The sequence below is a fragment of the Halalkalibacter hemicellulosilyticusJCM 9152 genome (genome assembly GCF_000513115.1).
In the GTDB taxonomy this organism is placed as follows: domain Bacteria; phylum Bacillota; class Bacilli; order Bacillales; family Bacillaceae_D; genus Halalkalibacter; species Halalkalibacter hemicellulosilyticus.
In genome coordinates, this window is the sequence record NZ_BAUU01000003.1 from 128,141 (window position 1) to 155,122 (window position 26,982).

At 36.5% G+C, this 26,982-nt stretch carries 33 protein-coding genes; all 33 read left to right on the plus strand.

The features are described 5' to 3' along the window. Positions 1-28: 28 nt before the first annotated feature. On the plus strand, positions 29-1,615 hold the full coding sequence (fliF, locus tag JCM9152_RS02690; protein ID WP_035340572.1) for a flagellar basal-body MS-ring/collar protein FliF: 1,587 nt from the start codon (positions 29-31) through the stop codon (positions 1,613-1,615). An 11-nt stretch (positions 1,616-1,626) separates the two neighbouring features. Continuing rightward, on the plus strand, positions 1,627-2,640 hold the full coding sequence (fliG, locus tag JCM9152_RS02695; RefSeq protein ID WP_035340578.1) for a flagellar motor switch protein FliG: 1,014 nt from the start codon (positions 1,627-1,629) through the stop codon (positions 2,638-2,640). Then, positions 2,633-2,911 carry a hypothetical protein gene (locus JCM9152_RS21200; RefSeq protein WP_052015499.1) on the plus strand — a complete coding sequence of 93 codons (279 nt, stop codon included), beginning with the start codon at positions 2,633-2,635 and terminating at the stop codon, positions 2,909-2,911. Before fliG ends, JCM9152_RS21200 begins: the two co-directional genes overlap by 8 nt. Beyond that, a complete protein-coding gene (gene fliH, locus JCM9152_RS22545) occupies positions 2,884-3,447 on the plus strand; it encodes a flagellar assembly protein FliH (protein WP_235715602.1) in 564 nt (187 codons plus the stop codon). Before JCM9152_RS21200 ends, fliH begins: the two co-directional genes overlap by 28 nt. Then, positions 3,444-4,766: a flagellar protein export ATPase FliI gene (fliI, locus tag JCM9152_RS02705; RefSeq protein WP_035340579.1), complete on the plus strand. Its 1,323-nt coding sequence runs from the start codon at positions 3,444-3,446 to the stop codon at positions 4,764-4,766. Before fliH ends, fliI begins: the two co-directional genes overlap by 4 nt. Further along, positions 4,763-5,200 (plus strand): flagellar export protein FliJ, encoded by a 438-nt coding sequence (gene fliJ, locus JCM9152_RS02710; protein ID WP_035340580.1) that lies wholly within the window; start codon positions 4,763-4,765, stop codon positions 5,198-5,200. Before fliI ends, fliJ begins: the two co-directional genes overlap by 4 nt. A gap of 14 nt (positions 5,201-5,214) precedes the next feature. Then, positions 5,215-5,787, plus strand: a complete 573-nt coding sequence (locus tag JCM9152_RS02715; RefSeq protein ID WP_035340582.1) for a MotE family protein — start codon at positions 5,215-5,217, stop codon at positions 5,785-5,787. Between the two features lie 42 nt (positions 5,788-5,829). After that, positions 5,830-7,140: a flagellar hook-length control protein FliK gene (locus tag JCM9152_RS02720; protein WP_035340584.1), complete on the plus strand. Its 1,311-nt coding sequence runs from the start codon at positions 5,830-5,832 to the stop codon at positions 7,138-7,140. Between the two features lie 12 nt (positions 7,141-7,152). Then, the gene (gene flgD / locus JCM9152_RS02725; RefSeq protein ID WP_035340586.1) at positions 7,153-7,614 is read left to right on the plus strand and encodes a flagellar hook assembly protein FlgD; all 462 of its coding nucleotides are present in this window, start codon (positions 7,153-7,155) and stop codon (positions 7,612-7,614) included. 13 nt (positions 7,615-7,627) lie between these two features. Then, a complete protein-coding gene (locus JCM9152_RS02730) occupies positions 7,628-8,011 on the plus strand; it encodes a TIGR02530 family flagellar biosynthesis protein (protein WP_035340588.1) in 384 nt (127 codons plus the stop codon). A gap of 71 nt (positions 8,012-8,082) precedes the next feature. Continuing rightward, complete coding sequence (gene flgG, locus JCM9152_RS02735; RefSeq protein WP_035340590.1) at positions 8,083-8,874, plus strand: flagellar basal body rod protein FlgG; 792 nt, start codon at positions 8,083-8,085, stop codon at positions 8,872-8,874. A 74-nt stretch (positions 8,875-8,948) separates the two neighbouring features. Further along, positions 8,949-9,161, plus strand: coding sequence for a flagellar FlbD family protein (locus tag JCM9152_RS02740; RefSeq protein ID WP_035340592.1), 213 nt, complete (start codon positions 8,949-8,951; stop codon positions 9,159-9,161). Then, on the plus strand, positions 9,162-9,593 hold the full coding sequence (gene fliL / locus JCM9152_RS02745) for a flagellar basal body-associated protein FliL (protein ID WP_052015503.1): 432 nt from the start codon (positions 9,162-9,164) through the stop codon (positions 9,591-9,593). A 42-nt stretch (positions 9,594-9,635) separates the two neighbouring features. Beyond that, positions 9,636-10,628, plus strand: a complete 993-nt coding sequence (gene fliM, locus JCM9152_RS02750; protein ID WP_035340597.1) for a flagellar motor switch protein FliM — start codon at positions 9,636-9,638, stop codon at positions 10,626-10,628. Beyond that, entirely contained in the window at positions 10,621-11,838 is a 1,218-nt protein-coding gene (fliY, locus tag JCM9152_RS02755) for a flagellar motor switch phosphatase FliY (RefSeq protein WP_035340604.1), read from the plus strand. The genes fliM and fliY overlap by 8 nt, the downstream gene beginning before the upstream one ends. 15 nt (positions 11,839-11,853) lie before the next feature. After that, positions 11,854-12,216, plus strand: coding sequence for a response regulator (locus JCM9152_RS02760; protein WP_035340608.1), 363 nt, complete (start codon positions 11,854-11,856; stop codon positions 12,214-12,216). Between the two features lie 30 nt (positions 12,217-12,246). Beyond that, positions 12,247-12,921 carry a flagellar biosynthetic protein FliO gene (locus JCM9152_RS21210; RefSeq protein ID WP_052015505.1) on the plus strand — a complete coding sequence of 225 codons (675 nt, stop codon included), beginning with the start codon at positions 12,247-12,249 and terminating at the stop codon, positions 12,919-12,921. Beyond that, the gene (gene fliP / locus JCM9152_RS02770) at positions 12,918-13,622 is read left to right on the plus strand and encodes a flagellar type III secretion system pore protein FliP (RefSeq protein ID WP_035340610.1); all 705 of its coding nucleotides are present in this window, start codon (positions 12,918-12,920) and stop codon (positions 13,620-13,622) included. Before JCM9152_RS21210 ends, fliP begins: the two co-directional genes overlap by 4 nt. A 15-nt stretch (positions 13,623-13,637) precedes the next feature. Next, complete coding sequence (gene fliQ, locus JCM9152_RS02775; protein ID WP_035340614.1) at positions 13,638-13,907, plus strand: flagellar biosynthesis protein FliQ; 270 nt, start codon at positions 13,638-13,640, stop codon at positions 13,905-13,907. Next, on the plus strand, positions 13,907-14,683 hold the full coding sequence (fliR, locus tag JCM9152_RS02780; RefSeq protein WP_035340617.1) for a flagellar biosynthetic protein FliR: 777 nt from the start codon (positions 13,907-13,909) through the stop codon (positions 14,681-14,683). The genes fliQ and fliR overlap by 1 nt, the downstream gene beginning before the upstream one ends. A 1-nt stretch (position 14,684) precedes the next feature. After that, entirely contained in the window at positions 14,685-15,779 is a 1,095-nt protein-coding gene (flhB, locus tag JCM9152_RS02785) for a flagellar biosynthesis protein FlhB (protein WP_035340618.1), read from the plus strand. A 26-nt stretch (positions 15,780-15,805) separates the two neighbouring features. After that, positions 15,806-17,842, plus strand: a complete 2,037-nt coding sequence (gene flhA, locus JCM9152_RS02790) for a flagellar biosynthesis protein FlhA (RefSeq protein ID WP_035340619.1) — start codon at positions 15,806-15,808, stop codon at positions 17,840-17,842. Further along, positions 17,839-18,975: a flagellar biosynthesis GTPase FlhF gene (gene flhF / locus JCM9152_RS02795; protein WP_035340620.1), complete on the plus strand. Its 1,137-nt coding sequence runs from the start codon at positions 17,839-17,841 to the stop codon at positions 18,973-18,975. The genes flhA and flhF overlap by 4 nt, the downstream gene beginning before the upstream one ends. Continuing rightward, positions 18,968-19,822 carry a MinD/ParA family protein gene (locus tag JCM9152_RS02800; protein ID WP_035340624.1) on the plus strand — a complete coding sequence of 285 codons (855 nt, stop codon included), beginning with the start codon at positions 18,968-18,970 and terminating at the stop codon, positions 19,820-19,822. The genes flhF and JCM9152_RS02800 overlap by 8 nt, the downstream gene beginning before the upstream one ends. Before the next feature lie 26 nt (positions 19,823-19,848). Beyond that, a complete protein-coding gene (locus JCM9152_RS02805; RefSeq protein WP_035340626.1) occupies positions 19,849-20,919 on the plus strand; it encodes a protein-glutamate methylesterase/protein-glutamine glutaminase in 1,071 nt (356 codons plus the stop codon). Between the two features lie 9 nt (positions 20,920-20,928). Continuing rightward, positions 20,929-21,567, plus strand: coding sequence for a chemotaxis protein CheC (locus JCM9152_RS02810; protein WP_035340628.1), 639 nt, complete (start codon positions 20,929-20,931; stop codon positions 21,565-21,567). After that, complete coding sequence (locus tag JCM9152_RS02815; RefSeq protein ID WP_035340630.1) at positions 21,560-22,048, plus strand: chemotaxis protein CheD; 489 nt, start codon at positions 21,560-21,562, stop codon at positions 22,046-22,048. Before JCM9152_RS02810 ends, JCM9152_RS02815 begins: the two co-directional genes overlap by 8 nt. Positions 22,049-22,065: 17 nt before the next feature. Beyond that, positions 22,066-22,824, plus strand: coding sequence for a FliA/WhiG family RNA polymerase sigma factor (locus JCM9152_RS02820; protein WP_035340632.1), 759 nt, complete (start codon positions 22,066-22,068; stop codon positions 22,822-22,824). Positions 22,825-22,841: 17 nt separating this feature from the next. Next, a complete protein-coding gene (locus JCM9152_RS02825; RefSeq protein ID WP_035340634.1) occupies positions 22,842-24,224 on the plus strand; it encodes a flagellar assembly protein A in 1,383 nt (460 codons plus the stop codon). A 35-nt stretch (positions 24,225-24,259) separates the two neighbouring features. After that, positions 24,260-24,568 carry a hypothetical protein gene (locus JCM9152_RS02830; protein ID WP_035340636.1) on the plus strand — a complete coding sequence of 103 codons (309 nt, stop codon included), beginning with the start codon at positions 24,260-24,262 and terminating at the stop codon, positions 24,566-24,568. Positions 24,569-24,579: 11 nt separating this feature from the next. Next, complete coding sequence (locus tag JCM9152_RS02835) at positions 24,580-25,047, plus strand: DUF6115 domain-containing protein (protein ID WP_035340638.1); 468 nt, start codon at positions 24,580-24,582, stop codon at positions 25,045-25,047. A gap of 154 nt (positions 25,048-25,201) precedes the next feature. After that, a complete protein-coding gene (rpsB, locus tag JCM9152_RS02840; RefSeq protein WP_035340640.1) occupies positions 25,202-25,927 on the plus strand; it encodes a 30S ribosomal protein S2 in 726 nt (241 codons plus the stop codon). Between the two features lie 148 nt (positions 25,928-26,075). Next, positions 26,076-26,957, plus strand: coding sequence for a translation elongation factor Ts (tsf, locus tag JCM9152_RS02845; RefSeq protein WP_035340641.1), 882 nt, complete (start codon positions 26,076-26,078; stop codon positions 26,955-26,957). Positions 26,958-26,982: the final 25 nt, after the last annotated feature.

Sequence of the window (26,982 nt, forward strand, 5' to 3'; positions counted from 1 at the left end):
TGTTACTTGTTTTGATTCAGGAGGACACATGAACGAGAAATTGATGAATTATAAAGAGAAAATAAATGAATTGTGGAAAGAACGTTCAAAGAAGCAACAAGTTGTCATTATATCTGCGATTGTTTCAATTATATTAGCTTTAGCATTGGTCGCTTTTTTTTCGACGAGGACAAACTACGAACCATTGTATAGTAATTTAACTCTAGCAGAGACGGGTCAAATAAAAGAAACTCTTGATGCTAGAGGAGTTCCTTCTACAGTGTCAGAAAGTGGTACGTCGATATTAGTCCCAAAGGATCTCGTTGATACATTAAAAGTGGAGTTGGCTGCAGAAGGCTTACCGAGTAGTGGAACAATTGATTACTCTTTTATTCAAGATCAAATGGGATTTGGTATGACTGATAATGAGTTTAACGTCATGGAACGTGCATCCATGCAAACAGAGCTAGCTAGGCTCATTCGAAATATGAACGGTGTGAACAATGCTAATGTAATGATCACACTTCCAGAAGAAAGTGTTTGGTTAAATGCTGCTCAGGATTCATCTACAGCTGCGGTTGTTTTAGACTTAGCTCCAGGGCATCAACTTGATTCTAGTCAGGTAAGAGCATTATATCATCTTGTATCGAGAAGTGTACCAAATTTGCCTATTGATAATATCGTCATTTCTGATCAAATGTTTAATGATTATTATTATGAGGATCAAGATAATGAAACACAAACAACTTTAACTGCTTTTGAACAGCAGAGAGCTATTAAAAATGAAATTGAACGTGATTTAACACGTAACCTGCATCAAATGTTAGGAACTATGGTTGGACAAGATAGTGTCGTGGTTTCTGTTACAACAGATATTGATTTTACCCAAGAAAATCGTACAGAGGAATTAGTCGAGCCTGTAGATATTGACAATATTGAAGGAATTGCTGTCAGTATTGAACGAATTGAAGAGGCCTATAGTGGTGAGGGGTTTGAAGAAGGTGGAGTTGAAGGTACTGGTGATGGCATTCCTAACTACCCTGGAGCATTAGGACAAGGACCGGTCGATTGGGAACGGACTGAGGAACGAATTAATAATGAAGTTAATCGCATTAATCGCGATATCGTAGAAAGTCCTTATAAAATTCGTGATCTCGGTATCCAAGTGATGGTTGAACCACCAGAAGGATTAGAAACTTTACCGCAAGATCAACTTAACGATATCCAACAAATATTAGGAACGATTGTTCGTACAAGTATTTCAAGTGTTTACGCAGATGAATTAACAGAGGACGAAATCGAGGGGAAAATTGTTGTAAGCTCTCATCCTTTCGATGGAAGAGTAGTCATGGATCAAGAGCCAATGATGACAATTTCAACATGGGTCTACGTTGTTGGTGGAGTGTTAGTTGCTCTAATATTGCTTTTACTGTTTATAGTAATGAGAAATAGAAGAATGCGTGAAGAAGACTCAGTCGACGAATCATTAGCTACGAATGCTCCATTTGATTTACCGGATTTACCTGATGAAGATACATCTGAAGGAGCAGCAAAAAGAAGACAACTAGAAAAGCTGGCTAAAGAAAAACCTGAAGACTTTTCTAAATTACTACGAACTTGGTTATCGGAAGATTAGGAGGGAAGTAAATGGCTGTATCGAAAAAAGGAATTACAGGAAGGCAAAAAGCTGCCATACTTCTGATTTCTCTTGGTCCAGATGTTTCAGCTCAAGTGTATAAACATCTTTCAGAAGAAGAAATTGAGAAATTAACACTTGAAATCGCTAACGTTCGTAAAGTGGATAGTGAATTAAAAGAAGAAATACTCGAACAATTTCATTCTTTAGTGTTAGCACAGGATTATATAGCTCAAGGTGGAATAGGCTATGCAAAAAGTATATTAGAAAAGGCATTAGGTGAAGAAAATGCGATGGGAATTATTAATCGTTTAACTTCTAATTTACAAGTAAGACCTTTTGATTTTGCTCGTAAAGCAGACCCATCTCAAATTCTAAATTTTATTCAAAATGAGCATCCACAAACGATTGCGCTTATTTTATCGTACTTAGAATCAGAGCAGTCGGGTCAAATATTATCAGCATTACCTCAAGAGGTACAGGCAGATGTCGCGAAAAGAATTGCTGTTATGGATAGTACGTCTCCGGAAATCATTAATGAAGTTGAAGCGATTCTTGAACAAAAGTTGTCTTCAACTGTAACTCAAGATTACACCGAGGCTGGTGGTATTGAATCAGTTGTCGAAGTGTTAAATAGTGTTGATCGAAGTACAGAACGAACGATTCTAGATGCATTGGAAATACAAGATCCAGAATTAGCAGAGGAAATTAAGAAGCGAATGTTTGTGTTTGAAGACATTGTGACATTAGATAATCGTAGTATTCAGCGGGTCATTCGTGATGTTGAAAATGAAGATCTACAACTATCTCTGAAGGTAGCAAGTGAGGAAGTTAAAGAAATTATCTTTAGTAACATGTCTCAAAGAATGGCTGAAGCATTTAAAGACGAAATGGAATTTATGGGGCCAGTTCGTTTAAAGGATGTAGAAGAAGCACAAACGAGAATCGTGTCTGTTATTAGAACACTAGAAGAAGCTGGGGAGATCGTAATTGCACGTGGTGGAGGAGACGATATTATTGTCTAAGATCATCAAATCAACTCATTCTTATACCAATCAGTCGTCAAAAAAAACGATTTCTATTTTAAAAAAATTTCAACGAGATGATGAAATAAGTCATAGTCAAGAGATGGATACTAACTTAGAGAACGAGCAAGGTTATCCAGCAGAAGATGAAAGAAGTACTATAAATCACTTAGAAAAAGAAATAGAGCGGCAAAAAGCAGAAGCAGAAGCAATCATTCATCAACACACCAAGAAGCTGACGATATTCGACAACAGATTAAAGAGCAGTTAGAACATGCTGAGCAAGAAAAAGACCGGATCTTTGAGCAAGCGAAACAAAATGGATATGAAGAGGGCTTTAGTAAAGGTCAAAACGACGGTCTTCAATCCTATAATGAATTAATTGATCAGGCGAAAGATATTGTAACTCAATCAGAGCAGCAATTTAACCACCGAATTGAAGAAGCCGAGCCTTTAATCGTTGAATTAGCAACGGCTTTGGCAAAACGGATTATCGGGGATCAATTATTAGACGATCAAAGAAATTGGACAAGCATGTTAAAGCAGGTAATAAATGAAGTTCGTGAACATGAAGATGTAAAAATTTATGTCCATCCTGATTGGTATGAGCTTACAGTCAGTCAGCAGGAAGAACTGGTGGAATTATTAAGCCATTGTGATCATGTATTTATTTATCCTGATGCTGGATTGATGAAACAGGGGTGTGTCATTGAAACAAAGCATGGACGTATTGATGCAAGTATGGATCGTCAGTTAAAGGAGTTAAAATCACAATTATTAGCAAAGCTCAAGGAGGATTCACGTTGAATGTTCAATCTTTACCAGAATTAATTCCGCAGCTTTCTCCATTTAAATGGTACGGAAAAGTAACGCGAGTCATTGGTCTAATGATTGAATCGAAAGGCCCACAAGCTTCTATTGGAGATCTTTGCTATATTACAACAGGAAAAAATTCAATGACAAGAGTAAGAGCAGAAGTCGTGGGCTTTAGAGATGAATTTGTTTTGTTAATGCCATTAAATGGAATATCAGATATAGCTCCTGGCAGTTTAGTTGAAGCGACTGGAAGACCATTAGAAATTAAAATAGGCACTCAGCTAATAGGTTCGATTGTAGATGGTTGTGGTGAATTGTTAACGAAGGAGTCGTTACCAAAAGGTTTATCCAATTTTCAAACAGATAACGACCCACCTAATCCTATAAAAAGACCACGAATTAAAGAATTAATGTCATTAGGAGTAAGGTCCATTGATTCGTTGTTTACAGTTGGAAAAGGGCAAAGGATAGGTATTTTTGCAGGGAGTGGCGTAGGTAAAAGTACATTATTATCGATGTTAGCGAGAAACTCCGAAGCTGATGTAAATATCATTGCATTAATTGGTGAACGTGGACGTGAAGTGAAGGACTTCATTGAGCGAGATTTAGGTGAAGAAGGGTTGAAGCGCTCTATTGTTGTTGTAGCAACATCAGACCAACCTGCTTTAATGAGGATAAAAGGGGCAATGACCGCTACTGCCATTGCTGAATATTTTCGTCAACAAGGTATGGATGTTAACTTAATGATGGACTCTGTAACGCGTGTAGCAATGGCACAGCGAGAGATTGGCTTAGCAATAGGGGAGCCGCCTACTTCCAAAGGGTATACTCCGTCAGTGTTTGCTATGTTGCCCCGTTTATTAGAACGCTCAGGAACAGATGAAAAAGGTTCTATTACTGCGTTTTATACAGTGTTAGTTGATGGTGATGATTTAAATGAGCCGATTTCTGATGCGGTCCGTGGAATTTTAGATGGACATTTAGTGTTAGATCGAAAATTAGCTCAGAAAGGGCAGTTTCCAGCAATCAATGTTCTAAAAAGTGTTAGTAGAGTGATGTCTGACATCGTAACGGAAGATCATAGAAAAGCGGCTGAGCGTTTGCGATATTTCGTTTCTGTATACGAAGACAATGAAGACCTTATTAACATTGGGGCTTATAAAAAAGGTAGCTCACCTGAAATTGATCAAGCTATTATGATGCAGCCTCAAATTGTATCATTTCTTAAACAATCAACAGATGAAAATTCAACCATTGATCAATCAATACAAACGCTTATTAAAATGTTAGGAAATGGTGGTCGGTCATGAGTTTTCAATACACATTACAAAAAATTCTAGAGCTTAAACAATCACAAAAAAATGAATTTGAAGCTGCATATAAAGAGGCAACTGATCAATTTGAAAAGGTAGCTACTGAGCTGTATCATCTTTTGAAAAAGAAGGAAGATTTGGAGGATATGGCTCGAAATCAATTGCAACAAGGAACGTCGATTAAGGCTATTCAATTTCAAGAAACAACATTGTCACAACTAGAAAAAGAAATTTTGGTTTTGCAACAACAAACTCAAGAGGCTCGTTTGAAAATGATGAATAGTCAGGAACAATTAATGAGCGCAACTGTTGAAATGAAAAAATATGAAAAAATGAAGCAACGAGAACATGAGCAATACAAAGAAGAATCGAAACGAATCGAATTACTAGAAATGAATGAGTTATCGATTCAAGCATATGCGAATCGTTGAAATTAGGTGGGAAAATGAGTGATAAGGAACGTTCTTATAATAAGTTTCAATTATTCTTTTTAGTTATTTTCATTCCAATTATATTTGGTTTAGTGTTGTTTGGTTTTGTTTTTTCTTTAGTAGGATTTGACGTTATTGGTCAAGCTCAAAAAATCGGTTCAACTATACCTATAGTATCTAATTGGGTTCAGGATGAAGACGAAGAGTTAGAAAACCATACTACAGAACAGCTTGAACAAGCTGAGGCTAATTTAGTTGAAAGTGGAAATGAAATTACAAGATTGGAATCAGAATTACAACGAAAAGAATTAGAGATTTTAGAACTTCAGGATGAAATTGCTGACCTTCAAGAGGAACTTGTGTTTCAAGGTCAACAAGAAATGGCTATTCAAGAATCACTTGAAGAAATAGGGAAATTATATGAATTAATGTCTGAAGAGAAAGCTGCGAATGTCTTGAGTCAAATTGACCCGGATGAAGCTATTTTGCATTTAAGATACGTATCAATTGAGCATCGGGCAGCTATTTTAGAGGAAATGGATGATACCCAAATTGTTGAATATTTAAGAAGAAAACTGAACGAATAAATGAGGTTCCTTCTCTTATGTGAAAGGAGGTGAAATGAAAAGGTGAATCAGTTGATGATGGCACTGGCATACCAGAAACCAAACCTTGTAGTTCAAACTCAGGGGAGCAATACTAAATCAATCAGCGATGAAGCGGATTTTTCTAATGTGTTAGGTCGATTATTAGAGAGTGACGAGGAAGTAGTAGTACACGACTCTATGAGTCAGGATTTAATAGAAGAGCTTTTGGAAGAATTAGATTTGCCGGATGTTGTAGAATTTCAAGATTGGTTTTCCCAACCTGACGTAAGTCAAATATGGAGCAAGCTCTCTGAAAATATTCAAGGTGAAATAACTGAAGGTGATGAGTGGACTGAAGCGGAGTCGACTGTTGACGAGCAATTGATTATGAGTTTGATCGGAATGTGGCAGAAATACAAAAATGAAAATGAAAGAGACAACTTAGGACATACTACTTTAAATTCTACCGTTTTAGGACAGTTCATTTTAGGTTTAATTCAAAGTCACGTTGCTAGTGCGAATGAACCATTAATTTCGCAACAGACACGCACAGAACAAGGAAGCGACAATCAATTACTTCTTGATCAAGATAGAACCTTAAAGCAGTTTCTTAGAATGCTAATTCAAAATCAAGATAATGGTAACGGAAATAGTGGTAATCGGTTCTTTAATGAACTTTCTCTAAATCAAAACAGTCAGCAAGTAGATACAAGTCCATTAGCGATCAGTCAGATTGTTAAGAGGTTAGTAGAATCCATGATTGAAGAAAGAAATAAGGAAAATCAAGTTAGTGAGCGAAAAGTTGAATCAACGATGCTTTCTTTACCGAAAGAGCTGAGGTTTAATCCATTATTATCTGAAATCGGTTCGTATACAATAAGAACTGATCAAGCGACGATTCATGTGGGTGAACAAATGCCTCGTGAAATTCAACAGCAACAATTCATGCGGCAATTTCAAAACCTATTGAGACATGCTACGATGACTCATTCTAAAGAAGGCGTACAATCCCTTTCCGTAAAGTTGCATCCTGAGCATTTAGGGCGTTTGGATGTACAATTAACGCAAATCAATGGGGTGTTATCTGCCAAAATAATGGTTAGTCAATCAGCCGCAAAGGAACTAATTGAAAGCCAGCTTTCGCAATTAAGACAAGCTTTTGTTCAGCAGCAGCTTCCAGTTGAACGTATAGAGATAACGCATCAACAGTCTCAATTGGAAAAAGAAAAGGACAAAGAAGGTTCATCTTCACAACAGCAACGTCAAGATGCGAATGAGGACGGTCAAGAAGAAAATCGAGAGTTTCATGAGGAGTTTCAAGATAGTCTTTACTCAATAAATGAACAGGTTTAGGTGTGTGATGATATGCCAACGGTAAACGAAAGTTTATATTTACAAGAAAGACAGCAGCAACCGCAAAATACGAATCAAAGTATTTTAGGAAAAGATGATTTTTTGAAATTGTTAATTACTCAATTACAAAATCAAGATCCGTCTAATCCAATGGACGACCGAGAATTCATTGCGCAGATGGCTCAATTTTCTTCCTTAGAGCAAATGACAAATATGAATCAAGCAATGCAACATTTTGTTCATTTACAAAAAAGTCAAAGCTTAGTACAGCATAGTGAGTTAATTGGGAAAACCGTTCAATGGAAACGTGAAGTTGAAATTGATCAATATCGTACGGAAACCGTATACGAAAATCATAAAGTAAAATCAGTTCGTTTAGAAAGCGATGGTAAAATTCGCATTTTACTAGAAAATGATCGATGGATTAGTAATGATCAGGTTGTTCAAATTAGTGAAACATCAATAGAAGAATAAAGGAAGTGAATGTATGGATCCAAGGGTTCAATGGCATTCGTTACCAACTCTTCCGAAATCACCTAACGTTAATACTAATGAAAGTCATGCGAAAAAGAAAAATTTTAAAGAAGTTTTTCAAACCGAACTAAACAATGCTACACAATTAGTATTTACAAAACATGCAAAAAATCGAATGGAATCAAGAGGCATTTCAATTGATGCTAACAAATGGATAGAGATCGAAAACAAGGTGGTTGAGGCAAGGAAAAAAGGAATTAAAGAGTCTGTTGTTATTACAGAAGATGCTACTCTATTGGTTAATGCGCAAACTCATACAATTATTACAGCTCTTAATCGAAATGAAGCGAAATCACAAATTTTCTCAAATATTAATGGTACGATTTTAATTGACTAGACTGGACCCGTTAAGGGAAGTCTTTGACTGCTGAGCGATAGATGCAGTCTATAAAAAGGAGGATATGTATAATGTTAAGATCGATGTATTCTGGTATTTCGGGTATGAACAATATGCAAACGAAGTTAGATGTAATTGGGAATAATATTGCCAATGTTAATACATTTGGTTTTAAAAAAGGCCGTGCGACATTTAAAGACATGATTAATCAACAGATCGCTGGTGCATCTGCTCCTGGAGCTGGTCTAGGGGGAACAAACCCTATGCAAGTAGGGCTTGGCTCAATGCTTGGTTCTATTGATACGATTCATACTGGCGGTAGTTTACAAAATACGAATCGAGAGTTAGATTTGGGTATTTCTGGAGATGGGTTCTTCCGTGTTACAGATGGAGAGGCTATTTTTTATACTCGTGCTGGAAACTTTTATTTCGATGAAGATGGTGCAATTGTTACTTCTGGCGGTCTATATGTGCTCGATGAAGATGATGAACCTATTATAGTTCCAGAAAATGCGCGTAGCTTTAGTATTGGACAAACTGGTGTCGTAAACTATGTTGATGTAGATGGTGATTTACAAGAAGCAGGTACGATTTCATTAGCATATTTTGCAAATCCAGAAGGTCTTCAAAAGCAAGGAGATAACCTTTATCAAGTTACTCCTAACTCGGGTGCAGTCAATATCACGACTCCAGGTAATGAAGGTACTGGAGTAGTAGTCGCTGGAACATTAGAGATGTCAAATGTAGATTTATCTGAAGAGTTCACTGAAATGATTGTGGCTCAACGTGCTTTTCAGGCGAATACTAGAATTATTACGACTTCAGACGAAATCCTACAAGAGTTAGTTAATTTAAAACGTTAATGAATGAATTGACCACATAGGAAATGCTAAGGAGGGTTGGACTAGGATACAAACTCCTAGTCCATTTATCAATTATGATTGAGCTTACAAGAATTAATGGAAAATCATTTTACCTGAATGTCCTTCTAATTGAACAAATGGAGGCATTTCCAGACACAACCATTACACTTGTGAATGGGAAAAAAATTGTTGTTAAAGATGAAATAGAAGATGTCAAAGTATTAATTAATAAACAGTTTAAAAGTATAGGTCTTTTAGCAACATATAAAGATGTGGGGGGCGCATGATTGTTTAAGAATAAATTAGTCAATATTATGTTAATCATTTTAGCTGCGCTGACATTACTTGGGGTTATTGTATTTGTCTTATTTAATCAATTTTTAGATAGTCCAAAAGAAGGGCAGGAGCCAACGATTGATGAGATTATAAACTTATCTTTCGATACGGATGAAATTACGACAAATTTACAATCTAACGATTTTATTCGAGCCACTTTTCGTATACAGGTGGATAGCAGATCAGCACTTTCAGAAATACAAAAACGTGATTTTCAAATTAACAACATATTATTACGTTCATTATCAAACAAACGCTCTTCTGAGCTAGCTGGTAATGAAGGAATCGTCGATTTTGAAAATAGTATACGAGATGAAATTAATGCATTAATGCAAGAAGGTGAAGTGGTTCAAGTCTACACGACAAGTTGGGTCATACAATAATAACCTTGCTTTACTGCTTAATTGGATGGAGAGGTGAGGCACTTGGCTGACGTTTTATCTCAAGGCGAAATCGATGCCTTGCTATCAGCTATTTCCACAGGGGAAATGGATGCTGATGAATTAAAAAAAGAAGAAACTGAAAAAAAAGTTAAAGTTTACGATTTTAAAAGAGCATTAAGATTTTCTAAGGATCAAATTAGGAGTTTGTCGAGAATTCATGAAAACTTTGCTCGGTTATTAACAACTTATTTCTCAGCACAACTGCGGTCATATGTACAAATATCTGTGACGTCAGTTGATCAATTACCATACGAAGAGTTTGTGCGTTCCATTCCTTCGATGACAATCTTAAATGTTTTTGAATCTTATCCATTAGACGGTCGCTTAATCATGGAGATCAACCCGAATATCGCATATGCGATGTTAGATCGTTTGCTTGGAGGAAAAGGATCAAGTATTAATAAAGTCGATTCATTAACAGAAATCGAAATGAAGATTATGTCACAATTATTTCAAAGGACACTTGATAGCTTTCAAGAAGCTTGGAGTTCTATTATTGAATTAGACCCTGTGATGGAAGAAATAGAAGTAAATCCGCAATTCTTACAGATGGTATCTCCAAATGAAACAGTTGTTGTCATTTCGTTGCAGACAACGATTGCAGAGACCTCTGGTATGATCAACATTTGTTTGCCACATGTTGTGTTAGAAAGTATTTTACCCAAGCTTTCCATGCACTATTGGATGCAAGAGAAGAAAAAAGATCGAGACGAAGGCGAACAAGAAAAAATTGAGCAAAGCGTAAAGAAAGCTCCGTTACTCATTCAAGCTGAGCTTGGAGATTCAGAAATTACGATTCAAGAATTTTTAAGTTTAACTAAAGGTGATGTTATTGAATTGAATCAATCTATCGAAGAGCCGTTAGGGGTCTTTGTAGGTGGAGAGAAAAAATATTATGCACAACCAGGTATCTTAAAGAATCGTGTATCTGTACAAGTAACGGAATTGATTGAGGAGGTTGAAGAAGATGAATGATGATATGCTATCCCAAGATGAAATAAACGAATTATTAAAAGGTGTCTCAAGTAGTGAAGATGAGGATAGTTCACAATCTGATTCAGATAGTGATTTAGGTATTTCTGATTATTTGTCCGATGTTGAACAAGATGCACTTGGTGAAATAGGAAACATTTCATTTGGGAGTGCTTCTACTGCACTGTCAACATTGTTAAGTCAGAAGGTGGATATTACAACTCCGACCTTATCCATTATTAGGAGAGACGAATTGGAAGATGAATTCCCAAGACCTCATGTAGCCATTCACGTAAATTACACAGAGGGCTTTGAAGGAATGAACTTGCTTGTTATGAATACATCGGATGCTGCCATTATTGCTGATTTAATGCTTGGTGGAGATGGAACAAACCCCGATGAAGAGTTAAATGAAATGCATACAAGCGCTGTACAAGAAGCAATGAATCAAATGATGGGATCAGCTTCTACATCGATGTCAACGATTTTTAATAAGCGAGTTGATATTTCTCCTCCTGGAATTGATTTAATGGATGTGAAAAATAATGAGGGAACGAAGCATGTTCCTGATGACGATATCTTAGTTAAAATTTCTTTTAGGTTAACGGTCGGAAGTTTAATAGATTCAACGATTATGCAATTAGTTACGATTTCGTTTGCTAAAGAGCTTGTGAATGAATTAATGAATCCGAGTATTCCTGAAGAGGAGCCGGTAGTAAAGCAAGCTGGTGAACCTGTTCAACAACAAGCAACTTCTCAAGGCGAGACTCATTCAAGAAATCAGCCTTATCCTGAAAATAACTCTTATTCTAACTCAACATCAGCTCCTCAGCCTAGTTATGCTAATCGTGGACAGCAACATTTAGGAGGTCAATTTAATCAGCGAGATGTTGACGTACAGCCTGCTGCATTTTCCCAATTTGAAAATCACCAGTTGTCACACGAAGAATCTAATAATTTGAATATGTTACTTGATATTCCTTTACAGGTAACTGTTGAATTAGGACGAACGAAGCGCTCGATTAAGGAAATTTTAGAGTTTTCACAAGGGTCAATTATTGAACTTGATAAATTAGCTGGCGAGCCAGTCGATATACTAGTTAATCAGAAACTAATAGCCAAAGGTGAAGTTGTAGTGATTGATGAAAACTTTGGTGTTAGGGTTCTTGATATTGTAAGTCAAGAAGCGCGAATTAATCATTTAAAAAAGTAGAGTAGGTGAAAGATAGTGGCGAAAAAAGTATTAATTGTTGATGATGCAGCTTTTATGAGAATGATGATTAAGGACATTCTATCGAAAAATGGTTATGAGGTTGTAGGTGAAGCTGCAGATGGAAATCAAGCGGTTGAAAAATATAAAGAATTTTCACCTGATTTAGTGACATTGGATATTACGATGCCTGAAAAAGATGGAATTGCCGCATTAAAAGAAATTATCGCACATGATGGTCAAGCAAAGGTAATCATGTGCTCGGCAATGGGACAACAATCAATGGTTATTGATGCTATCCAATCTGGTGCAAAAGATTTTATCGTAAAACCGTTTCAAGCAGATCGAGTGTTAGAAGCAATTGAAAAAACACTTGCATAAACGGAACGTAAATGGGGGTAAGTTGTGAAGATGTTGTTTAAGGCTAGATGGGTGGGTGTGATCGTATTAATAATCTGGGGAATGATGCCACTTTCAGTATTTGCTGAAAATCAGGTTTCTTCTGATGAATGTAGCGTGACTCAATTTATCAATGGGGAATGTCAAGAATTGGATGAACCATCCCCGTCAGCCGAAGAGCCTGAAGCAGGTCAGGTTGACGAAACTATTTTCCCTGAAACGAATACTTTTGCTATGTTTGCCCAAACCATTTTAGCATTGGCATTCGTCATTATCTTACTATATGTACTTTTGCGTTTTGTTGGGAAACGTTCGCAATCTTTTCGGTCAACTCAAATATTGCAGTCGATGGGCGGTGTTCCATTAGGTGGGAATCGATCTGTTCAAATCGTTCGTGTGAACGATCGAATCTTAGTTGTTGGAGTAGGTGAGTCCATTCAATTATTGAAAGAAATTACTGATCCAGAAGAGGTAAATAAAATGATGTCACAACAGCAACAAACAATGGAATCTTTTGATCAGCCTATTGATAAAGTGATGAGTTGGTTTAGAAAAGATAAAGGTAGTTTAGAAGCAAATTCAACAAATCATGATGCATTTAAACAGCTGTTAACTAAACAGTTAGGAGAAGTTTCTAAAGCTCAAAAGAAGGTTCATGATGAGGTAAGGGAGCGTGATCATAAATGATGGATTTTTTCATCATTTCAGTAATCAACCCGTTGCCTGGATTGGATTTAGATTTTATTACGGAAGAGCCTACTGGGGTTGTAACAACGATTCAACTTCTTTTACTATTAACGGTTTTGTCATTGGCACCTGCCATTTTAATTTTAATGACTAGTTTCACAAGGATTGTGATCGTGTTATCGTTTGTTAGACAAGGGCTAGCGACACAAACAATGCCTCCAAACCAAGTTATTATTGGATTGGCACTATTTTTAACATTTTTTATTATGGCTCCTATTTTTGCAGAAATTAACGAAGTAGCGTTAACACCACTAATCAATGAAGAAATTGATCAAGATGAAGCATTTGAACTTGCTGTAGTGCCGTTAAAGGAATTTATGGCGTCACATACAAGAGAAAGAGACCTTGCATTATTTATGGGGTATGCAGGGCTTGAGCAACCGGAGTCTTTAGATGATATTCCGTTAACTGCCCTTGTTCCTGCTTTTGCGATTAGTGAGTTGAAAACGGCCTTTCAAATTGGCTTTCTCATTTTTGTACCATTTCTTGTTATTGATATGATTGTTGCAAGTGTTTTAATGTCGATGGGGATGATGATGCTTCCACCAATTATGATTGCATTACCATTTAAAATATTGTTGTTTGTGTTAGTAGATGGCTGGTATTTAATCGTTCAATCTTTGCTTATTAGTTTTAGTTAGCGGGTGGTGTTGGTTGTGAGTTCAGAATTTATTATAAGTATGGCGGAAAATGCGGTTTGGGTTGTCTTATTTGTTGCAGGTCCTTTACTTTTAGTTGCATTAGGTTTAGGGCTTTTTGTGAGTATCTTTCAAGCAACAACACAGATTCAGGAACAAACGTTAGCGTTTATTCCTAAAATTGTTGGAGTATTTGTTGCTCTTATTGTATTTGGACCATGGATGCTTTCTACTGTTACGAATTTTGCCTATCAAATTTTTAGTAATCTTCATCGGTTTATAGGATAATGGTTGAATTTGTAAATGTTTTGCCTGCATTTCTATTAATTCTAGTTCGTATTCTGGCGTTTTTTGCGATTTTACCAATCTATGCCCATCATTCATTACCAAATACGTTTAAAATTGGATTAGCCTGTTTTCTAGCCTGGGTGATGGTTTTTACGTTGGAAAATCCAGTTGTTGTGATAGATGGAACCTATTTTCTGTTAGTGATGAAGGAAGCTCTTGTTGGTTTAATGGTTGGATTGATTGCATCTATTATCATGTATGCCATTCATGTAGCAGGTGGGTTTATCGATTATAGTATGGGTTTTATGATTGCAAATGTTGTTGATCCACAGACTGGTGCACAGACCCCGCTTACTGGGAGTTTCTTATATGCATTTGCTATTTTATTTATGCTTCTTATGAATGGACATCATTTATTGTTAGATGGTATTTTTTTCAGTTATCAATTTGTTCCGATTGATCAACTCTTTCTACCATTTAGTCAAGAAAATATCATTCAGTATGTTGTGATAACGTTCAATTCAATGTTTATTATTGCCTTTCAAATGGCATTTCCTATTGTCGGATCTCTCTTTCTTGTTGATGTTGGCTTAGGGATGGTCTCTCGTGCTGTGCCGCAAATGAATGTTTTTGTCGTTGGTTTACCGTTGAAAATCACAGTAGGGCTATTGTTATTGACCGTGTACGTCAGCGTATTCTTTATCATCGTACAGCAATTGTTTGAACAGATGATTATAGCGATGAGAACGTTGCTGCAATTATTAGGAGGGGGCTAAATTGAAAGCATATCCATTTAAACTTCATTTGCAATATTTCGCAGATGAAAAAACGGAAAAAGCAACTCCTAAAAAACGACAGGATACTCGTAAGAAGGGGCAAGTAGCTAAAAGTAATGATGTTAATACTGCAATTATACTCTTATTTGTATTTTTATGTTTTTGGTTTTTCGGAAGTTATTTTGGAGAGACACTTACGAATCTGATGAAACATACGTTTCAAACCTATTTATTAGAAACCGTAAACGAGCCATTTATCGAAACGCTGTTTATTGAACTGCTATTTCAGGCTGCTTTAACATTCTCTCCTATTATGTTAATTGCGATGATTGCCGGTGTTTTTGCTAGTTATATTCAAGTAGGTCCTTTATTTGCTCCCGAAGCATTAAAGATGAAGATTTCTAAATTGAACCCTATTCAAGGAGCAAAGCGAATCTTTTCAGTAAGAGCTATTGTTGAACTCGTAAAGTCATTGTTAAAAATATCTTTTGCGGGAATAACCGTTTTTACGATTATTTGGTTCAGTCTAGAGGACGTCATGTTGTTATCACAAAAAAGTGTTATGGAAGGCTTTGGTTTAATTGCACAGTTGACGGCATTGTTAGGTATTTCTGTAGCCATTTTGCTACTCATACTATCAGTACCCGATTATATTTATCAAAAATATGACCATGAAAAACAAATTAAAATGTCAAAAAAAGATATTAAAGATGAACATAAAAATATGGAAGGGGATCCGAGGATTAAATCGAAACGAAAACAAAAACAAATGGAAATGGCGATGCAACGGATGATGCAAGAAGTACCGAAGGCAGATGTTGTTATAACGAATCCAACCCATTTTGCAGTCGCTCTTCGTTACGATGAATCGGTCTCTGATGCACCTATTGTTATTGCAAAAGGTGTCGATCTTATTGCACAGAAAATTAAAGGAATTGCATCAGAACATGATGTAATTACTGTTGAAAATAAACCATTGGCAAGGGCTTTGTATCATCAAGCAGAAATTGGTGATCAAGTGCCTGAGGCATTATTTAAATCAGTCGCAGAAGTTTTAGCGTATGTTTATCGATTGAAAAACAAACAAGTCAATTAGTTTGTTGACGTAAGGGGAGAAGTTTTGTGGGAGTAAGAGATTTATCGGTTTTACTTGGTGTTATTTTAATCATCGCGATGTTAATTATACCATTACCAACAATCATGTTAGATTTTTTAATTATTATTAATATTTCTCTTGCTCTTATTATTATATTAGTAGCAATGAATACTCGAGAGCCTTTGCAATTTTCCATTTTTCCAACTTTACTGTTGCTCGTTACCTTGTTTCGTCTCGGTTTAAATGTTTCTACTACTCGTTCTATTTTAAGCGAGGCTCAAGCAGGTAATGTCATAGATACTTTTGGTAGCTTTGTTGTTAGTGGAAATGCTCTTGTTGGTTTTGTCGTTTTCTTAATTTTAGTCGTCATTCAGTTTCTTGTTATTACGAAAGGGGCAGAACGAGTATCAGAAGTAGGTGCGCGTTTTACGTTAGATGCGATGCCTGGTAAGCAAATGAGTATTGATGCTGATTTAAATGCTGGAATGATATCAGATGCAGAAGCGAAGGAAAGGCGAGAAAAAATAGAACAAGAAGCTGATTTTTACGGTTCAATGGATGGTGCTAGTAAGTTTGTTAAAGGGGATGCTATTGCTGGTATCGTCATCGTTATTATTAATTTAATTTTTGGATTCATCATCGGTATGATGCAACAAGGAATGACCTTTGATGAATCAGTAACGACATTTACATTACTTACTGTTGGGGACGGTTTAGTAAGTCAAATCCCAGCGTTATTAATTTCGACAGCAACAGGAATTGTCGTAACAAGAGCGGCTTCTGAAGGCAGTCTAGGGTATGATGTGACGAAGCAAATTTTTGCATACCCTAAAATGCTCTATGTTGCTGGTGGAACGATTCTAATGCTAGGTATCGTCACACCGATTTATCCAATTGTTACATTTCCTATAGCGATTTTACTTATTATAGGTGGGTATATGCTTTCTCAAAATGAATTGAAAACGACTGAGGAAGAAGATGTCATAAATGAAGAAGAGACAGAAGATGATATGAAGTCTCCTGAAAGTGTAGTCAATCTGCTACAAATCGACCCAATCGAATTTGAATTTGGATATGGTTTAATACCATTAGCAGATGCTAATCAAGGTGGCGATTTACTTGATCGTGTCGTCATGATTAGACGGCAAATGGCATTAGAATTAGGCATGATTGTCCCGGTCATCAGGATAAGAGATAATATTCAATTACAGCCTAATGAATATACAATTAAAATAAAGGGTAATGAAATAGCAAAGGGTGAATTGCTGTTAGATCATTATATGGCAATGAGCCCTGGAGTGGAAGATGAATCGATTGTTGGAATAGAGACAGTAGAGCCTGCATTTGGAATGCCTGCGCTTTGGATTGGTGAAGAGATGAAAGAACAAGCAGAACTATCAGGTTATACGGTTGTAGACCCTCCTTCTGTTGTATCAACTCATCTGACAGAGGTAGTGAAAAGGCATGCACATGAATTATTAGGTAGAGAAGAAACCAAGCAATTAGTTGATCATTTGAAAGAAACTTACCCAGCTCTTGTGGAAGAAGTAACGCCAAGCTCGTTATCAACTGGAGAAATTCAAAAAGTGTTGACGAATTTGCTAAGGGAAAATGTCTCTATTCGAAATTTACCTACTATTTTCGAGACGATGGCCGATTATGGATCGATGACGAAAGATATGGATCTTTTAACAGAATATGTAAGACAGTCGTTATCAAGGCAAATCTCTAAGCAAATGACAACTCCAGGAGAGCCATTATATGTTGTGACATTAAGTGGCACGATTGAAAAGAAGATTGCAGATTCGATTCAACAAACGGAGCATGGAAACTTTTTGGCTATGGATCCAAATGAGTCTCAACGAATTTTGGAGTCGGCAGCTTCAGAAACAGATCGGTTAGCTCAAATGGGGCAAACATCTGTTATTCTCTGTTCTCCAGCAGTAAGAATGTATGTAAGACAGCTGATTGAACGTTACTTACCTCAAGTGCCGGTGCTTTCTTATAATGAATTAGAAGCGGATATAGAGGTGCAAAGTGTAGGGGTGGTGAATGGTGAATGAAAGTAAAGAAATTTATCGCTACAAATATGGCTGAGGCCATGCATTCTATTCGTTCGGAATTAGGCGAAGATGCAGTCATTTTACATTCAAAGAAAGTGGATACGGGTGGTTTTCTCGGGATGTTTACGAAGAAAAAGCTCGAAGTAATTGCGGCGATTGATCCACTTGGGAGTCAACCTAAATCAAAGGCGTTAACTCCAGCATCTCGTTTAAAGCAACAACCGAAACAAGCAAAACAACTAAACGTAAGTACCGAAAATCAACAACTTTCAATGAAAAATGAAATTAAACAGTTAAAAACGTTAATAAGTGAAATGGAACCAAAATCTAAAAATGATCTTGAGTATCCGCGCCCGTTTCAAGAGGTCGAAAATCATTTAGCAGGTCAGGGAGTATTGAAGTCTGCAAGAGTGGTCATCATAAAACAATTAATGAAAGATTGGTATGAAAACGAAGAAAAGGATTTTCAATTGAAAGTCGACTATTCTTCTATTTTAAAAACACTTTTTGCTAATCTTTCATTTGGCCAACCTTTTCATAAAAAAATTGTTAACATTGTTGGGCCAACAGGTGTAGGAAAAACGACTACTATTGCTAAGTTAGCAGCCATAGCGACACTTCAGGAGGAAAAGAAGGTAGCTTTAATTACGACTGATACATTTCGAATATCAGCGGTAGAACAATTGAAAACATATGCAAAAATTTTAAATATTCCTGTAAAAGTTGCTTATTCAATTGATGATTTTAAAAAAGGGATTGATATGTATTCACATTATGATTTAATTTTAGTCGATTCTGCTGGAAGGAATTTCAGGAATTCTCTATACGTCGAAGAGCTATCGAAAGTCATGAATTTTGATCAAGATACTGAAACACACTTAGTTCTTTCCCTCACTTCTAAGTATGAAGATATGAAGGCGATCATTGAGCAATTTAACCTTATCTCCATTTCTTCTGTTATTTTGACAAAAAAAGATGAAACGAGTACACACGGCGCGATGGTCAATATTCCATTTGAATATAATATACCTCTTACTTATGTGACTACAGGCCAAAATGTGCCGGATGATATTATGACAGCTTCGATTGAATTAATTGCTTCTTCCATCAATGGGAGGGCTAAAGATGAATGATCAAGCTGAGAATTTAAGAAAAATGGTTGCCTCTGAAGCAACGAAAGAAGCGAAAGTTATTGCAGTTGTGAGTGGCAAAGGAGGGGTTGGCAAATCAAATGTTTGTTTGAACTTTGCACTATCTTTGACACGTTTAGGTAAGAAGGTAGCTATTTTCGATTTAGATATAGGTATGGCTAATTTGGATATATTAATGGGAGTATCCTCAACCTATACCATCATGGATGCGCTAGAAAATGAGCTATCTATTTGGGATATTATTGAAACGGATGAGGATGGACTAGCTTACATCGCTGGAGGTTCTGGCTTTTCATCTTTTGTAGAATTAACTGAATCAAAAATTCAGCGCTTTTTTAATCAGTTAGAGTTAATAGGTCAGCATTTTGATTATGTTTTTTTGGATATGGGTGCTGGTGCAACAAAGGCTAGCATGCAATTTATTTTGGCAGCAAATGAAATTTTCGTAGTGACAACCCCTGAACCAACATCGATTACAGATGCTTATGCAATGGTAAAGTATATTCATTTAAGTGATGAACACATACCGATGTATTTGCTCATTAATCGTGCTGAATCTGAAAAGGAAGCAAGGGATACCGAGCAAAACTTCAAGCGAGTCACATTACAATTTTTAGGCAAGCATTTACTCACATTAGGGTATGTTCCTTTTGACGATAAAGTAACGAAATCTGTTAAGGCACAAAAGCCATTCGTTATTTTATACCCTCAAACAAGGGCAAGTCAGTCAATTGCTCAAATGGCATCTTCTTATTTAGGGATCAAGGAGTCTACACCTTCAAAGTTTGGACAATTTATAAAAAAAATGAAGGTATTTATGAATAAGTAAAAATAACGTGGAAAGTTGGGGATAACATGAATCAATTAATTCGTGTACTAGTAGTAGATGATTCTGCTTTTATGAGAAAAGTCATCTCCGACATTATTAACTCTGACCCGCGTATGGAAGTTATTGCAACCGGTAGACATGGTGAAGATGCGATTAAGAAAATTGAAGAGTTTGACCCTGACGTGATGACACTTGATGTTGAAATGCCAATCATGAGCGGATTAGATGCGTTGAAATGGATTATGAAAAAAAGGCCAATGCCTATTGTCATGATTAGTAGTAAAACAAAAATAGGGGCCGAAACAACTTTACAAGCAATGGAAGTAGGGGCTGTTGACTTTATTACAAAGCCATCGGGTGCGATTTCACTTGATATTGGGAAAGTGGCGGACGAAATAAAAGAAAAAGTTTATTATGCTTCAAAAGCAAATGTCCAAGCTCTACAGAACGAACATCGTCCTAAGAAAGTTGAACCATCGTTGATTAAAAAAGATAGACAAGCTGTGGTTGGAAAATCTTCAATACAGAAAATAATAGCAATTGGTACTTCAACTGGAGGACCGAAAGCATTAAAAACAGTTATTAGTCAACTTCCTGCATCCATACAGGCTCCGGTTTTAGTTGTTCAGCATATGCCAGCTGGGTTCACTAAGTCGTTAGCTGATAGGCTTAATCGCTTGTCAGAGCTTACTGTTAAAGAAGCTAAATCAGGAGATGTGCTGGAGAATGGACATGTTTATATTGCTCCAGGTGGCTTACATTTGAAACTGGTCGTTCAGTCTAAGGCTTTATCGATTCAAACAACTTTAGATGAACCAAGAAAAGGGCATCGCCCTTCGGTAGATACGATGTTTGAATCTTTGGCCCAAATTAATCAAATTGACGTGATTGCGGTAGTGATGACTGGAATGGGAACAGACGGTACGATTGGATTAAAAGAATTAAAAAAGCGACATAATTGTTATTCCATTGCTGAAGCTGAAGAAACTTGTGTCGTTTATGGAATGCCTAAATCAATCGTGGCCAATAAATTAGCGGATGAAGTTGTAAGGGTTGAGAGCATTAGTCATTATATTACACAATATTGCCGAGGGTAGGGGAATAAAATGGATGACCTTAAAAAATTACAGCCATTTCATTTAGATGTATTAAAAGAAATTGGTAATATCGGTGCCGGTAATGCTGCCACAAGCTTGTCACTCTTATTAAATAAAACGATTGATATGAGTGTACCAGATGTTCGGGTCGTTTCATTACAAGAAATACCCGATCAAGTGGGAGGAGCTGATACAGAGGTAGCTGCAATCTTCTTACGTATTGAAGGGGAAGCTCCAGGTAGTATGTATTTTATAGCGAACATTGCTGATATTGAAAAAATGATTCGACGATTAATTGGAAATGATCATTTCCAGCTTGTATCTCCTCCTTTTGATGAAATGGGTATTTCAGCATTTTTGGAAGTTGGAAATATTTTAGCAGGCTCTTATCTATCTTCTTTTTCAGATTTTACTCAATTAGATTTGCAGCCGTCAGTTCCTGGTGTAAGTATTGATATGGCAGGAGCTATTTTAAGCTATGGTTTAATCCCAATATCAGAGGTGGGAGATTTTGCAATTGTGATTGATACGGAAATTGTTGAGGTGGATGAAGAATCTGAAAAGGTTTCAGGTCATTTCTTTTTATTACCAGATCCCGGCTCATTTCAAACGATCTTCAAAGCGTTAGGAGTGGAAATAGATGAGTGACGTTATTAAGGTTGGCATGGCTGATTTAAATATTGTCACTCCTCCAAATACGATTCGTACATCGGGACTCGGCTCTTGTGTCGGGTTAATCATATTTGATGGTCAAAGAAATGTTGCAGGAATGGCACATATTATGTTGCCTAATTCAAAATTATGTAAACAATCACCGCCAAATGTTGCTAAATATGCTGATACTGCAATACCAGCTTTGATACAAGATTTAAAGAAAAAGGGTGCTAGATCGGCCTTTTTAAAAGCTAAAATGGCTGGAGGTGCACAGATGTTCTCATTCTCAACTGGGAATGAGATGATGAGAATTGGGCCAAGAAATGTTGAGGCTGTTAGAGAATTGTTGGAATCTCTGAATATACCAATTGTTTCTGAAGATGTTGGTGGGAAAAGTGGTCGAACGATTGAATTCAACCCAGTTTCTAATTTGTTGCATATTCGAACGGTCAACCAAGGGACGAAAGAAATTTAACAAACAGAGGTGATGAGATGGCACAAGTAGCAGCAGATCAAAAAATATGGGATAAGTGGATAGAAGAACGGTCGAGAGAAGCTTGTAACGAATTGATCCAACATTACATGCCACTCGTCCATTATCATGTACAACGAATCTCGGTCGGTTTGCCAAAAAATGTTCAAAGAGAAGATTTAATTAGTCATGGAATGTACGGTCTATATGATGCACTTGAAAAATTTAATCCTGAGCGCGACTTGAAGTTTGATACATATGCTTCCTTTCGTATAAGAGGTGCAATCATTGATGGGTTAAGAAAAGAGGATTGGTTACCTCGTTCGATTCGAGACAAAATTAAAAAGGTCGAATCGACTATTGAAAAACTCGAACAATTGTATGGAAGGTTCATTACAAGTGAAGAAGTGGCCAACGAGTTAAACATGGATAAAGCAGAAGTTGAACAAGTGATGACAGAGTATTATACGGCTTCGTTATTGTCAATGGATGAACGACCGCAAGATCAAGAAAGAAACGAAACGTATGCGACAACATTAGAAGATAGACAAACAAAGAAACCTGAAGATAAACTGGTTGAAGAAGCAACAAAACAGGAACTATCAGAAGTCATTAAGCGTTTAACTGAAAAAGAACAACTTGTGATTAGTCTCTTTTATTTTGATGAGATGACGTTTACTGAAATCGGTCAAATTCTTAATCTCTCGACTTCTAGAATTTCACAAATTCATTCTAAGGCTTTATTTCGGTTACAGCAAGTAATGAAAAAAAAACGTTAAAGAGGGTGAAAAGCGGGATGGTAGATGTAGCAGAGTTCTATGAAGTAATCGTTTCTAAGGATAAAATGAATGCAACTATTCGACAAGTAGAAAAAAGAAATGAAGACGACAAAGTCACAGCAGAAGACTTAAAACGCTTGTTATATGACCATGACGTTGTCTATGGAATTGATGAATCAGTATTAAACCTCTTTGTGAACACACCGATTATTAGTCAAGAGCTTGTAGTAGCAAAAGGAAAAGCTCCAAAAGATGGTCATAATGCTTATTTGAAGCCAATTTCATTTAGTGAAAAAGCAAAAGATATAGAAAGCTATGAAAATATTGATATGCGAGATGTTGTGAACATTCCAACAGTTGAAATTGGTGAAAAAGTAGGAGAGAAAATTCAAGCAACTCTGGGTGAAGACGGTATAAATATAAATAACGAACAAGTACCCGCTAAGCCAGGTCGTGATTTTAAGCTTGCGAAAGGAAAAAATACGAAAATTAGTGAAGATGAGCTGGAGCTTTATTCTTTAATAAATGGTCAAATTAGTGTCGATAAATATACGGTTCATGTACATCCTACATATGAAATTAAAGGCGACCTTTCCATGAAAACAGGAAATGTTGATTTTGTAGGTAATGTGATCATTAATGGCAATGTTCCGGCTGGTTATTCAGTAAATGCAGTAGGGGACATTAGAGTTACTGGTACAGTTGAAGCAGCAACCCTTACTTCTGGTGGCTCTATCTTTATCGGTTCAGGAGTAGTAGGACAGCATAAAAGCTATCTTGAGGCTGAAAAAGACATTAAAACAGCTTTTATAAATGAGGGAACCGTTAAAGCTGGTGGGATAGTTGAAGTAACCCAAACGATCTTACATAGTCAAGTAACATCAGGGAAAATGGTCATTTGTAATCGGGGAAGAGGCCTTATAGTAGGCGGATCTATTTCCGCAATCGAAACGATTAAAGCGAAAGAGATTGGAAATGATATGCATACACAAACAGACTTATTTATCGGTCTGACAAAAGATACAATTGATGAGCATAAAGCTCTTGAAAAAGAAATGAGTGAAATTAATGATTCATTAAAAAAGCTCACTCAATTGTTAAGAACATTTTTAACAAAAGAGAAGCAAAATGGAACATTAGAAGGAAGAGATAAACAAACAAAATTAAAAGTGTTACGCTCATATCAAGAAAATAATGAAAAAAAACAAAAAATTCAAGAAAGATATGCTGAATTAGAGGATATGATTGCCAAGGAAGGAACAGGTCATGTGATGGCCGAAAAGAAGATGTATGGTAATGTATCTGTTCACTTTGGTAAATACAAACGAACACTGAGATCTAATTACTCTAGACCGACTGTGAAAATGGAAGATAGCGAAATTAAAATCATAACGAAATAACAAGTAAGCGTTTACTTGGATTGGAGAGGATAGTCATGAGTATACGTCCAGTTGAAGTACAAGGGTCTTTTCCTCAATCACAAAAATCAGGTAAAATTCAAGAGCAACTTCAGCAACGAGGTCAAATATCACAAGACGTGATTGCTCAGCAAGAGAAAGAAGAAGCTAGAAAGTTACGTCAGCAAGTGAAGCAATCAGACGAATCTGAGCAGTCTAGGTTTCATAAGGATCGAGAATCCGAGCAACAAGAACAGAGTAATCAAGAAAGAAAACAAAAAAAACAAGAAGAGCCTACAAAACAAAAGCATCCTTATAAAGGAAATTTTATTGATTTTTCAGGATAGAAGGGAATTGTATGCTTGAATTATTAGTAGTCATTAGTTTATTACTGCATGGTTTTACGTTTTTATGGATAATGATTTTATTACAGCGTATACGTCATGTACAGAGCCAGCCTGATAGAATGAATCAGCTACAATCAGAATTGGAAGACATATTAGTAGCGTATACAACGGAAATGAAAGAAGAGAATGAACGATTGCTTGAGAAGATACAAAGAAATAACCATCAAGCGACAATGAGTTTAGAGGAGAAACAGTTAACGAAAGCTTCAAATGATTCAATAAAGCTAGAGGAGAAAGAAGAAGAAGATTCGCCGTATATTCCTCCTATAAATATAAGTGAACAAGAAACATACGAAAAATCCTATACAGTAAAAGTATTAGAATTAGCACAGTCCGGTCTCACTTCCGAGCAAATTGCCAAAAAATTAAAGATGGGAAAAGGTGAAGTCGAGCTTATTTTGAAATTTCATCAATCATGACAATCCATACTTGCGCCACTAGTGTCAATGTGGTATAGTAATCCTCGGTGTTAATCACACACGCTATTTGATTTATGAAAAGGTGCTGAATCCAGTCTTTCATAAAAATGATCATAGCGGAGGAAAAAAACCATAAATGAAGGAGGTGTTGGATGTGGCAGTAATCTCCATGAAGCAATTATTAGAAGCGGGTGTTCATTTCGGTCATCAAACTCGACGATGGAACCCTAAAATGGATCGCTACATCTTCACAGAAAGAAACGGAATTTACATTATTGATTTACAAAAAACAGTTAAGAAGGTTGAAGAAGCATATCAATTTGTTCGTGACTTAGCTGCTGACGGTGGAAAGGTATTGTTTGTAGGTACGAAAAAACAAGCTCAAGACTCTGTCAAAGATGAAGCAGAACGTTGCGGTATGTATTATATTAACCAACGTTGGTTAGGTGGTACTCTTACAAACTTCGAGACTATTCAAAAACGTATTGCACGTCTTAAGAAACTTGAGAAAATGCAAGAAGATGGTACATTTGATGTTCTTCCTAAGAAAGAAGTTATTCTTCTTAAAAAGGAAATGGATCGTCTTGAAAAGTTCTTAGGCGGTATTAAAGATATGCAAGACATTCCTGATGCGTTGTTTGTCATCGATCCTCGTAAGGAGCGTATTGCAATCGCCGAAGCACATAAGTTAAACATTCCGATTGTTGCAATTGTTGATACGAATTGTGATCCGGATGAGATTGACTATGTCATTCCAGGTAACGATGATGCCATTCGTGCAGTTAAATTATTAACTGGTAAAATGGCCGATGCAGTCATTGAAGCAACTTCTGCTGAAGCTGAAGAGGTTGAGGAAGAAGAAGAAACGACAACAGCTTAATTATTGTACTCAAATGGGGTGGTAAAGGGGGATTACCCTTTACCACTTTTTTAGAAGTTAAGAATTTATTCAATTCTTAGTATGTCATTTTTTATTACACAATACTTTTCACATGATACATAAAGACAATTAAAAGGAGGCGTTATTTATGGCAGTAACGGCGAGTATGGTAAAAGAACTACGTGAAAAAACAGGTGCTGGAATGATGGATTGTAAAAAAGCACTTACAGAAACAGGTGGCGATATGGAAAAGGCAGTTGATTTCCTACGCGAAAAAGGGATTGCAAAAGCTGCTAAAAAGGCGGACCGCGTTGCAGCAGAAGGGTTAACAATTGTTAAATCTGAAGGTAATAAAGCGGTTATTGCTGAGATTAACTCTGAAACAGATTTCGTTGCTAAAAACGAAAATTTCCAAAAATTAGTTAACGATCTAGCCGATTTTGTACTAAAAAATGAACCTAATACTGTTGAAGAAGCACTTGGACAAGAGTTTACTGCTGGACAAACAGTTGAAGAGTTTATTAATTCATCTATTGCTAAAATCGGTGAGAAAATTTCATTACGTCGTTTTGTAGTAGTATCCAAAGCGGATGGTGATACATTTGGCGAGTATTTGCACATGGGTGGACGCATTGGTGTACTAACCATTCTAGAAGGCACATCTGATAGTGAATTAGCTAAAGATATTGCTATGCATATCGCTGCTATTAACCCGAAGTATGTATCGCGTGATCAAGTTGCTCAAGATGAAGTAGATCGTGAACGCGAAGTATTAAAGCAACAAGCACTTAATGAGGGTAAGCCAGAAAATATTGTTGAAAAAATGGTTGAAGGTCGACTTGGAAAGTTCTTTGAACAAGTATGTTTAAATGATCAAGCATTTGTTAAAGATGGAGATCAAAAGGTCGGCAAATATGTAAAAGCAAAAGGTGCTGAAGTAAAAGGTTTCATTCGCTATGAAGTTGGAGAAGGAATTGAGAAGCGTGAAGACAACTTCGCTGAAGAAGTTATGTCTCAAGTGAAAAAATAAAGATGAAGGGACACGAAGGTGTGTC

Coding starts and splice junctions, on each gene's coding strand:
- fliF (WP_035340572.1), top strand. CDS start 29: ATGAACGAGAAATTGATGAATTATAAAGAGAAAATAAATGAATTGTGG.
- fliG (WP_035340578.1), top strand. CDS start 1,627: ATGGCTGTATCGAAAAAAGGAATTACAGGAAGGCAAAAAGCTGCCATA.
- fliJ (WP_035340580.1), top strand. CDS start 4,763: ATGAGTTTTCAATACACATTACAAAAAATTCTAGAGCTTAAACAATCA.
- JCM9152_RS02715 (WP_035340582.1), top strand. CDS start 5,215: ATGAGTGATAAGGAACGTTCTTATAATAAGTTTCAATTATTCTTTTTA.
- flgD (WP_035340586.1), top strand. CDS start 7,153: ATGCCAACGGTAAACGAAAGTTTATATTTACAAGAAAGACAGCAGCAA.
- JCM9152_RS02730 (WP_035340588.1), top strand. CDS start 7,628: ATGGATCCAAGGGTTCAATGGCATTCGTTACCAACTCTTCCGAAATCA.
- flgG (WP_035340590.1), top strand. CDS start 8,083: ATGTTAAGATCGATGTATTCTGGTATTTCGGGTATGAACAATATGCAA.
- JCM9152_RS02740 (WP_035340592.1), top strand. CDS start 8,949: ATGATTGAGCTTACAAGAATTAATGGAAAATCATTTTACCTGAATGTC.
- fliY (WP_035340604.1), top strand. CDS start 10,621: ATGAATGATGATATGCTATCCCAAGATGAAATAAACGAATTATTAAAA.
- JCM9152_RS21210 (WP_052015505.1), top strand. CDS start 12,247: ATGTTGTTTAAGGCTAGATGGGTGGGTGTGATCGTATTAATAATCTGG.
- fliP (WP_035340610.1), top strand. CDS start 12,918: ATGATGGATTTTTTCATCATTTCAGTAATCAACCCGTTGCCTGGATTG.
- fliR (WP_035340617.1), top strand. CDS start 13,907: ATGGTTGAATTTGTAAATGTTTTGCCTGCATTTCTATTAATTCTAGTT.
- flhF (WP_035340620.1), top strand. CDS start 17,839: ATGAAAGTAAAGAAATTTATCGCTACAAATATGGCTGAGGCCATGCAT.
- JCM9152_RS02800 (WP_035340624.1), top strand. CDS start 18,968: ATGAATGATCAAGCTGAGAATTTAAGAAAAATGGTTGCCTCTGAAGCA.
- JCM9152_RS02805 (WP_035340626.1), top strand. CDS start 19,849: ATGAATCAATTAATTCGTGTACTAGTAGTAGATGATTCTGCTTTTATG.
- JCM9152_RS02810 (WP_035340628.1), top strand. CDS start 20,929: ATGGATGACCTTAAAAAATTACAGCCATTTCATTTAGATGTATTAAAA.
- JCM9152_RS02815 (WP_035340630.1), top strand. CDS start 21,560: ATGAGTGACGTTATTAAGGTTGGCATGGCTGATTTAAATATTGTCACT.
- JCM9152_RS02820 (WP_035340632.1), top strand. CDS start 22,066: ATGGCACAAGTAGCAGCAGATCAAAAAATATGGGATAAGTGGATAGAA.
- JCM9152_RS02825 (WP_035340634.1), top strand. CDS start 22,842: ATGGTAGATGTAGCAGAGTTCTATGAAGTAATCGTTTCTAAGGATAAA.
- JCM9152_RS02830 (WP_035340636.1), top strand. CDS start 24,260: ATGAGTATACGTCCAGTTGAAGTACAAGGGTCTTTTCCTCAATCACAA.
- JCM9152_RS02835 (WP_035340638.1), top strand. CDS start 24,580: ATGCTTGAATTATTAGTAGTCATTAGTTTATTACTGCATGGTTTTACG.
- tsf (WP_035340641.1), top strand. CDS start 26,076: ATGGCAGTAACGGCGAGTATGGTAAAAGAACTACGTGAAAAAACAGGT.